Source organism: Flectobacillus longus (assembly GCF_030056705.1).
GTDB lineage: Bacteria > Bacteroidota > Bacteroidia > Cytophagales > Spirosomataceae > Flectobacillus > Flectobacillus longus.
The window spans coordinates 63,571-78,404 of sequence record NZ_JASHIC010000030.1; the positions used below are offsets into that span (position 1 = coordinate 63,571).

The 14,834-nt window shown below is 37.0% G+C and carries 11 protein-coding genes; 6 read left to right on the forward strand and 5 right to left on the reverse strand.

The features are described from left to right. Window positions 1-246 precede the first annotated feature (246 nt). The gene (locus QM491_RS20775; RefSeq protein WP_283329449.1) at window positions 247-618 is read left to right on the forward strand and encodes a response regulator; all 372 of its coding nucleotides are present in this window, start codon (window positions 247-249) and stop codon (window positions 616-618) included. A gap of 157 nt (window positions 619-775) precedes the next feature. Beyond that, window positions 776-1,537, forward strand: coding sequence for an MBL fold metallo-hydrolase (locus QM491_RS20780; RefSeq protein ID WP_283329450.1), 762 nt, complete (start codon window positions 776-778; stop codon window positions 1,535-1,537). Window positions 1,538-1,878: 341 nt separating this feature from the next. On the opposite strand, the gene QM491_RS20785 is transcribed toward QM491_RS20780, so the two are convergent. The 4 genes from QM491_RS20785 to QM491_RS20800 all read right to left on the reverse strand — a co-directional run bounded on the left by QM491_RS20785 (window position 1,879) and on the right by QM491_RS20800 (window position 5,499). Beyond that, the gene (locus QM491_RS20785) at window positions 1,879-3,204 is read right to left on the reverse strand and encodes an ABC transporter permease (protein WP_283329451.1); all 1,326 of its coding nucleotides are present in this window, start codon (window positions 3,202-3,204) and stop codon (window positions 1,879-1,881) included. A gap of 41 nt (window positions 3,205-3,245) precedes the next feature. After that, a complete protein-coding gene (locus QM491_RS20790; protein ID WP_283329452.1) occupies window positions 3,246-4,166 on the reverse strand; it encodes an ABC transporter ATP-binding protein in 921 nt (306 codons plus the stop codon). A 159-nt stretch (window positions 4,167-4,325) separates the two neighbouring features. Continuing rightward, window positions 4,326-4,721: a hypothetical protein gene (locus QM491_RS20795; protein WP_283329453.1), complete on the reverse strand. Its 396-nt coding sequence runs from the start codon at window positions 4,719-4,721 to the stop codon at window positions 4,326-4,328. A 250-nt stretch (window positions 4,722-4,971) separates the two neighbouring features. Next, complete coding sequence (locus tag QM491_RS20800; RefSeq protein WP_283329454.1) at window positions 4,972-5,499, reverse strand: RNA methyltransferase; 528 nt, start codon at window positions 5,497-5,499, stop codon at window positions 4,972-4,974. Window positions 5,500-5,869: 370 nt separating this feature from the next. Between QM491_RS20800 and hemN the strand changes: the two genes are divergently transcribed. The 3 genes from hemN to hemA all read left to right on the forward strand — a co-directional run bounded on the left by hemN (window position 5,870) and on the right by hemA (window position 10,893). After that, window positions 5,870-7,234: an oxygen-independent coproporphyrinogen III oxidase gene (gene hemN / locus QM491_RS20805; protein WP_283329455.1), complete on the forward strand. Its 1,365-nt coding sequence runs from the start codon at window positions 5,870-5,872 to the stop codon at window positions 7,232-7,234. Window positions 7,235-7,687: 453 nt separating this feature from the next. Continuing rightward, complete coding sequence (locus tag QM491_RS20810; protein ID WP_283329456.1) at window positions 7,688-9,061, forward strand: tryptophanase; 1,374 nt, start codon at window positions 7,688-7,690, stop codon at window positions 9,059-9,061. A gap of 632 nt (window positions 9,062-9,693) precedes the next feature. Continuing rightward, on the forward strand, window positions 9,694-10,893 hold the full coding sequence (gene hemA, locus QM491_RS20815) for a glutamyl-tRNA reductase (protein WP_283329457.1): 1,200 nt from the start codon (window positions 9,694-9,696) through the stop codon (window positions 10,891-10,893). 527 nt (window positions 10,894-11,420) lie between these two features. Here hemA and QM491_RS20820 read toward each other — a convergent pair. Continuing rightward, entirely contained in the window at window positions 11,421-12,794 is a 1,374-nt protein-coding gene (locus QM491_RS20820) for an MATE family efflux transporter (protein ID WP_283329458.1), read from the reverse strand. Between the two features lie 567 nt (window positions 12,795-13,361). On the opposite strand from QM491_RS20820, the gene QM491_RS20825 reads away from it, so the two are divergent. Beyond that, window positions 13,362-14,813 carry a glyceraldehyde-3-phosphate dehydrogenase gene (locus QM491_RS20825; RefSeq protein ID WP_283329459.1) on the forward strand — a complete coding sequence of 484 codons (1,452 nt, stop codon included), beginning with the start codon at window positions 13,362-13,364 and terminating at the stop codon, window positions 14,811-14,813. The last annotated feature ends 21 nt before the right edge of the window (window positions 14,814-14,834 follow it).

Sequence of the window (14,834 nt, forward strand, 5' to 3'; positions counted from 1 at the left end):
AAATTGGTCAACATTTGGATGAATCTTTACTGTAAAAAGAAGTATTCGAAATCATCTAAGCTCTCATAAATAGTGAAACAGAGTGCATTTATTTCAAGATAATTTGTCTCAAAAATTGATAGAGAGTTGCGTAATAATAAGTATTTTTACATAAATTAAGTCTTTTATAGACAAAAGGAGTAAAATCTCAATATTGAAGTAGTAATATCTTTACCCCGAAAATAATCAAATATTTATCATAAAAATATGAAGAAAGTCCTCATCGCTGAAGATAGCTCAGTCATTCAAAACCTTGCTAAGAAGATTTTGGAATTCCAAAACTTTGAAATCCATTCTGTGAAAAATGGCCAACAGGTATTAGATGCAATGGAAAAAGAAGATTTTGATATTTTATTGCTAGACATCAACATGCCAGTTATGGACGGAATGGACTGTGCCAGAGCTGTACGTGGGTTGGCTGATACCGAAAAAGCCAATATTCCAATTATCGCGATTACAGGAAATGCTCGTAACTATACGATGGATGACTTTAAATCTGCGGGATTCAACGATATGTTGGCAAAGCCATTAAACTTCGATGCTTTAGTAGCTCAAGTAAAGGCGCTTACAGAGAAATAATACCATTTTTTGTAAATAGATATAATTTTGATTGTATCATTCTTTATAGAAAAATGTTTGATAAAAAACTGTCCCAAAGGATTAGTCTTCTTGGCTAGTCCTTTGGTATTTTTGTTTGATACGGGTTGGTTTTGCCAACTTCCCAACGCTATTCTACATGAAAATTACCTTTCTTGGTACAGGTACCTCACAGGGCGTTCCGGTCATAGCCTGTAATTGTGAAGTGTGTCAATCATTGGACTATCGTGATAAACGTCTTCGCACTGCGATCCATATAGAGGTTGATGGAAAAAGTTTTGTGATAGATGCTGGACCGGATTTTCGTCAGCAGATGTTAAGGGAACGTATCCATAAGCTCGATGCCGTAATTTTTACGCATGAGCATAAAGACCATACCGCCGGACTCGATGACGTGCGGGCATATAATTTTTTCCAGAAAAAAGACATGCCTGTTTACGGTCGTGACCAAGTATTGGAACAAATCAAAAGAGAGTTTGCTTACGCTTTTGCCGAAATACGCTATCCTGGTATTCCTCAAATCAATCTTTGTCCTATCGAAAACCAAGCTTTTGAGATAGAAGATATTCCTTTTATGCCTATAGAGGTATTGCATTATAAGCTCCCTGTATTTGGTTATCGTATTGGTGATTTTGCCTACATTACTGATGTTAATTATATTTCAGCACATGAATTAGCTAAAGTCAAAGGAGTAAAAGTATTGGTATTGGGCGCACTTCGTAGAGAGAAACATCTTTCTCATTTTTCATTATCAGAGGCTATTGAAGTTTTTGAAAAAGTAAAACCTGATATGGGTTATATTACGCATATTAGTCACCAAATGGGAATGCATTCCGATGTGGAAGAAGAATTGCCCTCTAATATTCGATTGGCTTATGATGGGCTATCTCTTGTTTTGTAATATGAAAAATTAAAATAATAGCCCCACATTTGATAATCCAGAGAAATTGCTTAACTTTTGTTAATGACTGATTTTACAGTTATTAACAAACTAAGTTGATAGCGATATAGCGAGGTTAAATTATAAGACTAATCTTCTAAATACGCAATCCGTAAATTATTCTAAGAAATTACCGAAAGCTCTTCCTTGTGAAGGGCTTTTTTTATTGGTAAATGATAATAAAAAAGAAATCCTACCGTCAAAGACAGTAGGATTTACAGTTATTAACAAACTAAAATTGGCAATTGAATAGAACAACATCTGTTGTTCTGTGGGATATTCTCGACCTCAAGCTTTCACAATTATCCCTTATAAAACACCCACTTTGTGATTTCTTTCCAACTTGGTTTTTTTCCATACATCAATATACCTACACGGTACACCTTACCCGCCAACCAAGTGGTTCCGATAAATCCAAGTATTAGAAGGGTTAGCGACAAGGCTATTTCCCAGTTCGGTACACCAAATGGCAAACGAACCATCATGTCGATTGGGGAAGTTAGTGGAATAATAGAAGCCCAAAATGCAATAGGACTATCGGGCTTTTGTAAAATAAATTGTGCTAATATAAAAGATAAAATAATAGGAATCGTAACTGGAAACATAAATTGCTGAGCCTCTGACGGGCTCTCTACTGCCGAACCTATGGCAGCAAATAGCGAACTATACAATAAATAGCCTCCTAGGTAGTACAAAATGAAACAGAAAATCATTTTGCCTAATGATACATTTTCGATAGCATCGCTAATACTATTTAATGGATTCTCTGATTTTACACTTGCTTCAAACTTCTTGATCTCGTCTTTGCTAAGACCAGCTTTTACTTTAGCTTGTACTTTTTCCTCAATTTTTCCTGACATGATAGAAGAGGTAACTGTCGAAGCAGTAAAGGTCAAAACTCCCCACAGCAAAAACTGCGTAAGACCAACCATACCTACACCGATGATTTTGCCAAGCATTAATTGGAATGGTCTTACCGAAGACACTACGACTTCGATAATACGGTTGCTTTTTTCTTCAATAACGCCATTCATTACCTGCGAACCATACAAGAAAGCAGATAAGTATAGAAGAAAGCCAAATATACCTCCTAAAATCATGGCACCACCCGAATTACTCGACTTCTCGCCTCCGTCTTCGTTGAGGGTATAGGTTTGGGCGTCTACATTGATTTTGTTGTCTTCAAGGACTTTTAGGTCAATCCCAGCATTTTTGAGTTTAATATTTCTTAACTCATTCTGGATTTTGCCTTGAATGGCATGTTGTGTGCCTATTCCAACGGTTTTTCTACCCAAAATTTGTACCCCTTTAGAATTTGTCAAAATATCCTTTTCGATATGAACGACGATATCGTCATTACTTTTCTTCAAGTCTTTTTTGGCTTCCGCTAAGGTTTTTTCACTATAAATATAAGTATAGTCGCCTTCAGAGTTTAGTTTGCCTTTAAACAACTTGCTGTCATCCAATACGATAACATTTCTGGAGTCATCAGCATTGACAAATAACAATACTGGAATGGTATATACTGCTGCGATTAGAAAAGGAACCAAAATCGAAGCAATCCAAAATGATTTTTTCTTAACTCTGGTAATATATTCCCGTTGTATGATGAGTAAAATCTTATTCATGATAGTTGAGGTTTAAAATTATTGTAGGTATAAATGATAGACTATAAAATCGTATTGGCATCTTCGCCCACAACTTTGATGAATATTTCATTGAAAGAAGGTATGTTTTCGTTGAAAGCCTTCAAATCCACTTGCTGAATAGCTTGTCCAAGAAATTGATTGGCACTAGTACCATCCAATAAGCGAACTTTTGCTTTGGTTATACCTTCTACATTTTTGGCGTTGAGGATTTCAAAAACTCCTTCAATCGGAGCAAGCGCTCCTGAATACTCAAGATTGAAAGTATTGTCTCTAAAACGATTTTTCACTTCTTTCTTTTCACCACTCAATACCACTTTAGATTTGTTAATTAAAGCAATATTATCGCATAACTCCTCTACGGATTCCATACGGTGAGTCGAGAAAATAATAGTCGTACCATTTTCTTTTAAAGCCAAAATTTCATCTTTGAGTAAGTTGGCATTGATTGGGTCAAAACCAGAAAAAGGCTCATCGAGAATGACTAGTTTGGGCTGATGTACAATGGTCGCAATAAATTGTGTTTTTTGTTGCATCCCTTTCGACAAATCCTCTACGTTTTTGTCCCACCAACCTTTAATATCAAACTTGATAAACCAAGCCTTGAGTTTTTCTACAGCCTCAGCTTTGGGCATACCTTTGAGTTGGGCAAGGTATAGGAGTTGTTCTCCCACCTTCATTTTTTTGTAAAGACCACGCTCTTCTGGTAGGTAGCCGATTACTTCGATATGTTTGGGCTGAAGTTTTTCACCATCCAAAAGAATTTGTCCTTCGTCTGGTCCTGTAATTTGATTAATGATTCGAATAAGAGAGGTTTTACCTGCGCCATTAGGCCCTAACAACCCAAAGATAGAGCCTTGAGGGACCTGAATCGAAACGCCACTTAGAGCAGTGTGTCCAGCATAACGCTTTACAACATTTTGCGCTTCAAGTATAATTGACATAAGCTAGGAGAGTTTAGTTTTGGAATAAATGTAGGATTGAACGAGATTTTCTGTTGCTATTATCCATATTTGGATACAAAAGAAAAAGAGTTTGTCAAAAGTCGTGATTCTTTTTGACAAACTCTTCGATTCTTGTGATAAAAGGTATTTGTTTCGGAATTATTCTGCTGATTCTGAAGAAGGAGCCTCTTCTTCTACTGGAGCTGAAGATTTTTTACTTGAAGACTTTTTAGATTTTTCGATAGGTGCATTAGCCGCTTCTGAACCAGTTACTAGTGCAATTTTAGCATCAAACGCAGCTTTTTCAGCTTCTTTGGCTTTTGATTTTGCTACTTTTTTCGATTGTTCTTTAATTTTTTCTGCTGCTTTTTTCTCAGCTTTTTCTTTTGCTTCTTCTTCGTCTTTTTGAAGTTTTGCGTATTTCTTCGCAATTTCCTCTGAAGCTTTATCTACAGTTTTTACTAATTTCTTAGCACTTTTTTCATTAAGGCCTTTGAGGTTAGACAAAATCAAAGCCGATATTTCGTCAACGAGTTGCTTTTTATCAGATTTCATGACAGATTAATATTAAGATATTGTTAAATAATTATTAATAAATCGAAAGTATAAAAATGCCCAAAGCGAAAAAAATAAATTGTATTAAGTTTTCACTTTGGGCTCAAAATTTAACATTAGATTGTTCTTTTTCTTAGAAATGCTTGAATAATAGAGGGTTTTGAGAAGTAGATTTACACAAATCTGTTTTTAACAAACTAAGGTTGACTTTTGTAAAAAACTCTAAACTCAACATTCAAAACTCCTCACTCTATTGTATTCCTGCTACATAATGCCAGCAAATTATTCCTGCCGTAACCGAAATATTTAACGAATGCTTAGTTCCATATTGTGGTATCTCTAAACAATAATTAGCGTTTTTTACGGCTGTTTCATTTACGCCAAATACCTCATTTCCGAATATAAAAGCATATTTCTCCGTTTTCTTTGGTTGAAAATCCAACAACGATGTACTACCTTCTACTTGCTCGATTGCAATCACTGTGTAGCCATCTGCTTGTAACTTTTCGATTAATTCAACTACGTCTGGGGCATGCTCCCACTCTACTGTTTCGTCAGCTCCCAGCGCTGTCTTTTGTATTTCTCTGTGCGGAGGCGTTGCCGTAATCCCACATAGGTAGATTTTTTCTGCTTTGAAAGCATCAGCCGTTCTAAAAACAGAACCTACGTTATTCATACTTCTGATGTCATCCAAAATCAAAATATAAGGCAATTTTTCGATAGCTCTAAACTCTTCTGTAGATAAGCGATTAAGCTCATCCATTGATAATTTACGCATTTTTTTTTGATTTAAAATAATTATTTATGTTGGTAAGTAAATTTTAAAAAAGTGAAGAAGGGCAAAGGCACATAGTTATAAAGTTTAGTATTATTTTATGTTTTCAGTATGATTTTACATAAAACCAAAACTTTCCTTTTGTCTTATTGATATCACCATTTCTATTGCCAACGCTCTATCTTGTTGCGAAAGCAAAGTTACAACAAGGTAATGAAAACCAAAGGTATTTAAACTACAAGCAAAGATATATTCAATTTAAACGAGCTGTCTATTTGAGATAGCTATCCTAATCATTTTTACGCATGATAAAAATCATTCTGAAGGCTTTCGATTCATTTTAGTTTTGAGAGAAAATAATGTAATCAATATTATGTCAACGATTAGCCTTATCCAAAAATATAACGTTCCTGGGCCACGCTATACAAGTTATCCTACCGTACCATTTTGGAATGTAGAACAATTTACTGAGAAAGCTTGGATAGAAAGCTTGCAGAAAAGTTTTGCTGAAAGCAACCATCAAGGAATCAGTCTATATATTCACCTGCCATACTGTGAAAGTCTGTGCACTTTTTGTGGTTGTAACAAACGTATCACCAAAAACCACTCTGTTGAAGAACCTTACATTGATGCCCTTTTGAAAGAATGGGATATTTATACCAGCCTACTGTCGGATATACCCAAAATAGCAGAAATACACTTTGGAGGGGGTACTCCAAGCTTTTTCAAGCCTAGCAATCTCGCTCGATTAGTAAAAGGGATTTTAGCCAAAGCCAAACTAGCTGATGAAATAGAATTTGGTTTTGAAGGGCATCCTGGCAATACCACAGCCGAACATTTAAAGGTACTCCACGAACTAGGTTTTACCCGTGTCAGCTATGGCGTGCAAGATTATGACTTGCGTGTTCAAACGGCTATTCACCGTTTTCAACCTTTTGAACAAGTAAAACAAGTAACAGAATTAAGTCGCAAGATGGGCTACAATTCAATCAGTCATGATTTGGTATTTGGATTACCTTTTCAGACTTTGGAAAGTATTGAAGATACTATCCAAAAAACAATTGCGCTTAAGCCCGACCGTATTGCGTTTTATTCTTACGCTCACGTACCTTGGATTAAAGGAAACGGTCAGCGAGGATTTAAAGATGAAGACCTTCCAAGTCCTGCATTGAAACGTCAGCTGTATGAAAAAGGTAGAGCAATGTTAGAAGCAAATGGTTATTTCGAAATAGGCATGGATCACTTTGCATTGGCAAGTGATTCAATGTATATAGCGCGCCAAAATGGGACACTCAATCGTAATTTTATGGGTTATACCACCACACAGACCAAAGTGATGATTGGTTTGGGCGTATCTTCTATTAGCGATTCATGGACGGCTTTTGCCCAAAATGTAAAAGAAATCGAGGCATACATGGAAAGTATCAATCAAAATAAGTTGCCTCTTCACCGTGGACACATTCTGAATGACGAAGACCTCAAAATTCGAGAGCAAATCCTTAATCTGATTTGTCGATTCAACACCACGTGGGATACTAATACTTGGACTTTTGAAGAGAAAGAAGCTCTTGTCGAAAGACTTCAACCATTTATAGAAGACGATTTGATTGTTTTGCACGACAATGGCGTGGAGGTTTTGGAAGCTGGCAAAACGTTTATTCGCAATATCTGCATGGCGTTTGATATGCGTATGATTAGAGAAAATCCCCAACACAGGCTTTTTTCACAGACGATATAATGAAAAAGGGGATAGGGAACAGGCAAGGAGGCAACAGTTGAATACTGTAAGTGAAGAACTCTCATGTATATTAACTAATGCCTAGTGCCTCTTGCCTATCCCCTCAAATAAACTATCTTTGCACCTACAAACAAACCCAAACAAATTCATACGTAATATGGATTTATTCATTTCATCTTTATTCACTTCAAAGTCGCTCTTCCAGAATATCAAGGATAGAGACGCTTTCGCCTTGTCTGTTTGCTAATTTTTCGCTTTTCTTTTTTATTAATCTCATTTCACTGAGAGACGAAAGTCTATTGGATGATTTTGTAGAGGTGCAATATTTTGTGTCTTGAACAATCTTTCATGGGGTTTTGGATATTCTCGAAGAGATGCAAAATGTTGCGTCACTTTGGGTAAAAACCATGCCGTAGCTCATCGTCTTTCAATGATAAATATTCTTCAAATTTTATGAAAACGATCATTGAACCATTCAGAATTAAGGCTGTAGAACCCATCAAATTCACGACAGCATCGGAGCGCGAGCATATTTTAGCCGAAGCGGGCTATAACCCATTTCTTATCAAAGCTGAGGATATTATTATCGATTTGCTAACCGATAGTGGTACTTCTGCCATGAGCGCCAAGCAATGGGCAGGCATCATGGATGGTGACGAAAGCTATGCTGGTTCCCGTAGTTTTTACCGTTTCGAGGAAATGGTAAAGTTGATTACGGGTATGAAATATGTAATTCCGACGCACCAAGGGCGTGCGGCTGAAAAAATTCTGTTTTCGATTGTCGGACAAGATGGAAAATATATTCCTAATAATACTCACTTCGATACCACTCGTGCCAATATCGAGTTTTCAGGAGCCAATGCCGTGGATTTGCTTAATGAAGACGGTAAACGCCCAGAAGTTATTGCAGATTTTAAGGGTAATATGGACGTAGAAAAACTACGTGAATTTATCGAAGCCACTGGCGTCGAACATATCCCAATGGTGATGATTACCGTGACAAACAACTCTGGCGGAGGTCAGCCTGTGTCGATGCAAAATGTCAAAGACGTTCGTGCGGTTTGTGACCAATATGGCTTGCCTTTATTTATTGATGCGTGTCGTTTTGCCGAGAATGCCTATTTTATTAAAAAACGTGAACAAGGCTATGCTGATAGAAGTATCTTATCTATTTGTCAAGAAATGTTTAGCTATGCCGATGGTATGACCATGAGTGCCAAAAAAGATGCTTTGGTCAATATTGGAGGTTTTTTGGCGATGAATAATGAAAACTTGGCTATGCAATGTCGCAATGTTTTGATTGTAACTGAAGGTTTTCCGACCTATGGAGGTTTGGCAGGTCGTGATTTAGAGGCTATTGCGCAGGGACTAGAAGAAATTCTGGATGAAGATTATTTGCATTATCGTATTCGCAGTGTCGAATATTTGGGTGATAAATTAATTGAAGCAGGAGTGCCAATTATGCGTCCAACAGGCGGTCATGCGATTTATTTAGATGCCAAAAACTTTTGCCCACATATTCCAGTAGAGCAATATCCGGGGCAATCTGTAGCCATTGCACTATACCAAAAAGGTGGCGTGCGTGCTTGTGAAATTGGTAGTGTGATGTTTGGCAAATATGACGAAAATGCTCAGCTTGTGCCCGCTGCGATGGAATTGGTGCGTTTGGCGATTCCTCGTCGTGTATATACCCAAAGTCATATCGATTATGTAGCCGAGGTGATTATTGAGATTTTTCAAGAAAGAGAAAAACTTAAAGGCGTAAAATTGACTTATGAAGCCCCAATGCTACGACATTTCACTGCTCGATTTGCTTTTGTAGATTAGAGAAAGTGATTGAATAAAAAATCATACTACATACAATTTAGTGCCGTAGGTGCAACAAAATTCTGTTGTAACTAAGGTACTTTTTTGTTTTTATAATGCCTTATTTCTTCAAGTGTTGAGAAAACCTATTGATACAAAGTCCTTTTCTTAAAATCTAAGGATGTAGTAAGTCTTTGTGATATGGTTGTTGCCTAAGAGTCTTGAATCATTATAGTTTCAATCTATGAATTCATATAAAATATCGATTTGATTTATACAATTAAAGGTGCCAATTTTGTCATGTAAACATAATGCAACAGTTATTAACAAACACATAGACAAATCTATAAAAATTGCTGCTTTACCTTTATTGTCATTGACCAAAGCAGCTGTATTCATCTCTTCTAGGGTTTACTTTAGTTCGCCTATTAGTGTTATGTTTTTTTAAATGCTAACCCCAAACCCCAAGCTGACGAGTGTATGGTTTGGATGCTAGATCTAAAATCAACTTGTTTTTCTTGAAACTTATTGATGGAGCATTATATCGGGCAGGATATAAGAATTCAGAAAAGGGTTTTGCTAAAAGCACGAAAATTTTAGAAAAAGCGAATACGTTTTGTTCCTAGTACCTTAACCACTTTTTCCCAAATTCCATGCAATCTATTAAGGTAATATCGCTTTCATACAAAACTGCTGATGTGGCGGTTCGTGGACAATTGCAGTTCTCGGGAGAGGAAATACAAGTCTTTTTGGAGAAATTCCAAACCCATCACGATGTAAAATCTTTGATGTTGTTGTCGACTTGTAACCGTACCGAATTGTATTTTGAATCGGATACAACCACAGCAAAAGAAATGATTGAAGAGATGTTGACATTCAAGAAAGTGTGGATAAATGGGCATTTGCTCAAAATCATCGAAGACACGCAGGTTGCTTCTCGATATATCATGGAGGTAGCTACAGGCTTGCGTTCGATGGTGCTGGGCGACAAACAGATTATTCAGCAAGTAAAAAGTGCTTATCTGCAAAGTCAAAGCATGGGGCTTATTTCGGGGGTATTTGAGCGGCTATTTCAACAAGTTTTCCGTTCTTTCAAACGTATCAGCAACGAAACAGCATTTCTCAAAGGCTCACAATCTACGAGTTATTTGGCAGTGGAGCACGCTAAAAGGCTCGTTGGCAAACAAGCCAAGATATTGCTTTTGGGAGCTGGAGAAATCGCTAAAGACGTGGTCAAATATTTGGACTCACAAGGTTTCGAAAATGTTGTCATTGCCAATCGCACCATCGAAAAAGCCCAAGCACTTGCTAAAACACGTGAATCCTATTTTTATCTTCCTTTTTCAGAAATACCTCAATATTTCTCTGATTTTGACGTGGTAATTTCGAGTGTAGCAATAAAAGGGTTGATAAATGATAGCTATTTTCTCCAAAAAAGTTCGCTCAAGGTATTAATTGATTTGGCTGTTCCTGCAAGTATTCAATTGTCTGCAATGCTTCAACAAAGGGTTCAATTAATCAATATTGATAGTTTAGTGGAAAAAATCGATGTAAACAAAGCTGAAAGCCAAGCGGCTGTCAGTGAGGTACAAGTGATTATTGAACAAGAGTTAGCTCAATTTATGAAATGGTATAGTGCATTGCCTATTAATCATTTTCTGGCATCTTTAAAACAACATTACAAAACCACCATTCAAGAAAAACTACAGCAACATCAACAAGAATTACCTGAGGGTATTATTGATTCAATTGTGGCATCATTGCTCAAAACACCAGCGCTTGGGCTCAAAAATATGGAACTTCAAGAGTCGGTTTTATCGGTACAACAATTGAATCATATTTATCATTTTTAACGCTGTATGACTAAGTATTAGTGCTGAATTAGGACTGGATGAAGGGTTTTATGTTGTTCAGAAGCATTCCTATCATGAGCATTTTTGCAGTAGCGACACCCCTTGCGGTTGCCATGTTGAGTTGGGCAACCGCAAGGGGTGTCGCTACTGCAATTTTATTTTAAAACAAAACTTAAACCTTCGTTCAGTACTAGTGCTGAATTGTGAGTATAAAATCCTAATTTACAACATCTTATCCTATAAGTGTAATAAATAAAATCACTTTGTTTTTCCTTTTAAAAGCGCCTTAGGTGCGAAAGAAAGCAGACTATCTTGAATTCTTTCGCACCTACGGCGCTCTTTTAACCGTTCAGGGAAATGGTTCTTTACTACCAAACTGTCGCTCCTATGGAGCTTTTACAAAAATCATAAAAATGAGTCATCCCACCTTTTTGATACTCTATTTCAGAAGGGTACCTATTTAGACGCAAAGTATTGCGTCTCTACAAGTAAAATTCATATTTAAAAAAATTACTCATTTCCTAAATTTACACCTTCATGGTTCTCCAGCGACCTTTTTTGAAGAAATAGATGCCCATCAATGCCAAAATAGATTCGGCAATGGCGATGGATAAGAATACCCCAAGCGGTCCCCAATGCCAGTATTGTGCCATCAGATAAGCCAAAGGAATTTCGATAAGCCAGAAACAAATAAAGTTCATAATCGTTGGTGTGCGAGTATCGCCAGCACCATTGAGCGCCTGTCCGATGACCATTCCATAACCAAAAAAGAGATACCCCGCACTCATAATTTGCAAACACAACACTCCTACTTCTACCACTTTAAGATTGCTGTTAAAAATTGAAATAAAATTTTCGGCAAAACCTAAAAACAATAAGCCTACCAACAGCAAGAATATCATATTGTAAAAGGCTGTTCGCCATACTGATTTTTCGGCACGGTCGGGCTGATTAGCACCTAAATTTTGTCCCATTAAAGTAGCAGCCGCATTGGCCATACCCCATGCTGGTAAAATCGTAAATACGATAATTCGAATAGCAATAGTGTAACCTGCCACGGCATCGCTTCCAAAACTTGAAATAATACGAGTTAAGAAAATCCAACTTGCCGACTGAATCAAGAATTGACCTGTACCACCCGAACCTATAGCAATCAAGTTTTTGAGAACAGTCCAATCTGGTTTGAGTAATCTCAACTCCAGACGGAGATTGCCTTGACCTTTTTGCAAAGACCATAACTGATATAATACTCCGATGGTTCTACCTATAGTAGTAGCAATGGCTGCACCCTCAACACCAAACTTCAGCCCCATTATTAAGACTGCATCGAGAGCCATGTTGATGATATTAGCCAAGATAATCGAACGCATGGCCGTAGATGCATCGCCAGCACCACGGAGCGCACCGCTCAGGGTATAAAGCAAAATAATAGCTGGACTACTAATAAACATCAAGCGAGTAAACAAGGCTCCTTTTGCAATCAAGTGGGGTTCGCCACCCATGAGTGCGAGTATTTGTTCGGCAAAAATTGCCCCAGGGATTCCAACAAGTGCCGATAAAACTAAGGAAATAAGAATTACCTGAGATACAGCATGGGCAGCAGCTTCGGGATTTCCCTCTCCTGTTCGGCGCGAAACAATAGCTGTAGCAGCTGAGCTCAAGCCAATAGCTACAGAATAAATGAGCGTAAGTACCGATTCGGTCAAACCAACGGTTGCGATGGCTTCTATGCTAATTTTAGATACAAAAAAGGCATCAACAATCGCAAATAGCGATTCTCCAATCATTTCTAATATCATAGGAATAGATAGAAGAAAAATCGCACGATTGATGCTCATTTGCGTATAATTCTGTTCTTCTCCACGAATAGCTTCGAGGAATAGTTCAATGTATTTTTTCATTGAAAATTACGATACAATAAGATAATGGTAAAATAGTATAGCTTTCTCAAAAAGAGAAAAGCCTAGTTTTTGACTAGGAAAATAGGAGGGAAAAATAAAGTACCGCGTAGGGACTAAAAATTAGAAAATCATGGGCATTTGTGGCTTAAAGCCTGTTTGAGGTTGGTGTTGCAAAGGTAATAAGATTTAGGACTTTTTATAGAATGGAGGTAAAAATCTTTTGGAGAAAATGAGGAGTTTGAGGTCTTTATGTCTCTCTATAAATCGCTATGGACAAACCTATTAGTAAAAATATGGTTTAGTTATAACACCAAATTTTACTTAAAAACTACGTTTAAAAGTAATATAGAAGGATTTGGGTAAAATTTTAGATAATAATAAGTAGATATAACATCTCATTCATTTGGTTTAGCGTAAGTTTTAAGTAATTATAAAATTTATAGTATTTATACCTATAGATATTTAGCGAAATTTCGCTTAGAATTAATATTCCGCCATCTTACATTTGTATCACGATTTACATCGTATCTTTTCTTATAACAAAACAAACCTTGAAACGAGTTAATCATGATACAAGAATCTATTTATGAACAAGAACTGAGCAGTTGGATTGAAGATGAAAAAGCAGCGCTGGAGTTGGTAAATGTTGTGGGCAAACTTTGGTTTGAAAAATCGGTAGAACTTCTTCTTTTTAGAAACCAAATGTTTGATGTAAGTTCTTCTGGCTTGTTAAGTTTACATGATTACGCACAAAATTTTATAGGTCAAGCTATAACAGTACAAGTAACTTTAGAATTAGCACAGGCCATTCATGAAATCGAAATTTCGCCTTCACGTATAGACATGGGGCGTTTAGGTAGTGAGTGGTTACAAGAATCTGTTTTGTATGATAATGCCAAGCAGTTTGTAGTTACAAAATTAGGTGATTTTGTAGGAAAAGATAGATTGAGTCTGACACCAAAAGATGTAGTGCTGTATGGTTTCGGTCGAATTGGTCGTTTGGCAGCACGAATGTTGGTAGGTATGGCTGGAAAAGGAGAACAGTTACGTTTGAGAGCCATTGTAACTCGTGACCATTCGGCAGAAGATATTTACAAACGTGCAGATTTGCTCAGAAATGATTCTATTTATGGGCCATTTGCGGGAACAGTAGCCGTTGATGAGCAAAATAGATGTTTGATTATCAATGGACAGCGAGTACAGATGATTAATGCCTCTTCGCCAGAGTCGATTGATTATACACAATATGATATTGACGATGCTTTGGTGATTGACAATACTGGTGTGAAGCGTGATCGTGAAGGCTTAAGCAAACACCTTCAAGCAAAAGGAGTTAGCAAAGTATTATTGACAGCGCCAGGCAAAGGCGATATTCCAAATATTGTTGCAGGAGTAAATAATTTAGCCTATGAAGAAGGTGAAACTATTTTTTCAGCAGCTTCATGTACCACAAATGCGATTGTTCCAATTTTGTCAGTCATTCATCAAGAATTAGGAATAGAACGTGGACACATCGAAACGGTACACTCTTATACCAACGATCAAAACTTATTGGATAATTATCATCCAAAGTCAAGAAGAGGACGTTCGGCGGCGCAAAATTTAGTAATTACCGAAACAGGTGCTGATAAAGCTGTTGCCAAAGTGATTCCTGAGTTGGCTGGTAAGTTAACAGGCAATGCCATACGTGTACCAACGCCTAATGGTTCTTTGGCAGTTTTGAATTTACAAGTAGGTCGTACGGTAAGCAAAGAGGAAGTAAACGAAATCATTCGAAAAGCTTCTCTCAAAGGAGATTTGGTTGAGCAAATCCAGTATTCAATGTCCGAAGAACTAGTTTCTTCAGATATTATTGGGAGCCCAAGCCCTTCGGTATTTGATAGCCAAGCGACGATTGTATCAAAAGATGGAAATAGTGTCGTATTGTATGTATGGTACGACAATGAATATGGCTATACAAGACAAACTTTGAAAGTTGCGAAGAATATTTCTGGTGTTTTAAGGTTAATGTATTATTGAGTTAGTTTGATGGTTTAGGTT

Bases quoted from the DNA above. Each gene is read 5' to 3' on its own strand.
- QM491_RS20775 (WP_283329449.1), top strand. From the start codon at position 247: ATGAAGAAAGTCCTCATCGCTGAAGATAGCTCAGTCATTCAAAACCTT.
- QM491_RS20780 (WP_283329450.1), top strand. From the start codon at position 776: ATGAAAATTACCTTTCTTGGTACAGGTACCTCACAGGGCGTTCCGGTC.
- QM491_RS20785 (WP_283329451.1), bottom strand. From the start codon at position 3,204: ATGAATAAGATTTTACTCATCATACAACGGGAATATATTACCAGAGTT.
- QM491_RS20790 (WP_283329452.1), bottom strand. From the start codon at position 4,166: ATGTCAATTATACTTGAAGCGCAAAATGTTGTAAAGCGTTATGCTGGA.
- QM491_RS20795 (WP_283329453.1), bottom strand. From the start codon at position 4,721: ATGAAATCTGATAAAAAGCAACTCGTTGACGAAATATCGGCTTTGATT.
- QM491_RS20800 (WP_283329454.1), bottom strand. From the start codon at position 5,499: ATGCGTAAATTATCAATGGATGAGCTTAATCGCTTATCTACAGAAGAG.
- hemN (WP_283329455.1), top strand. From the start codon at position 5,870: ATGTCAACGATTAGCCTTATCCAAAAATATAACGTTCCTGGGCCACGC.
- QM491_RS20810 (WP_283329456.1), top strand. From the start codon at position 7,688: ATGAAAACGATCATTGAACCATTCAGAATTAAGGCTGTAGAACCCATC.
- hemA (WP_283329457.1), top strand. From the start codon at position 9,694: ATGCAATCTATTAAGGTAATATCGCTTTCATACAAAACTGCTGATGTG.
- QM491_RS20820 (WP_283329458.1), bottom strand. From the start codon at position 12,794: ATGAAAAAATACATTGAACTATTCCTCGAAGCTATTCGTGGAGAAGAA.
- QM491_RS20825 (WP_283329459.1), top strand. From the start codon at position 13,362: ATGATACAAGAATCTATTTATGAACAAGAACTGAGCAGTTGGATTGAA.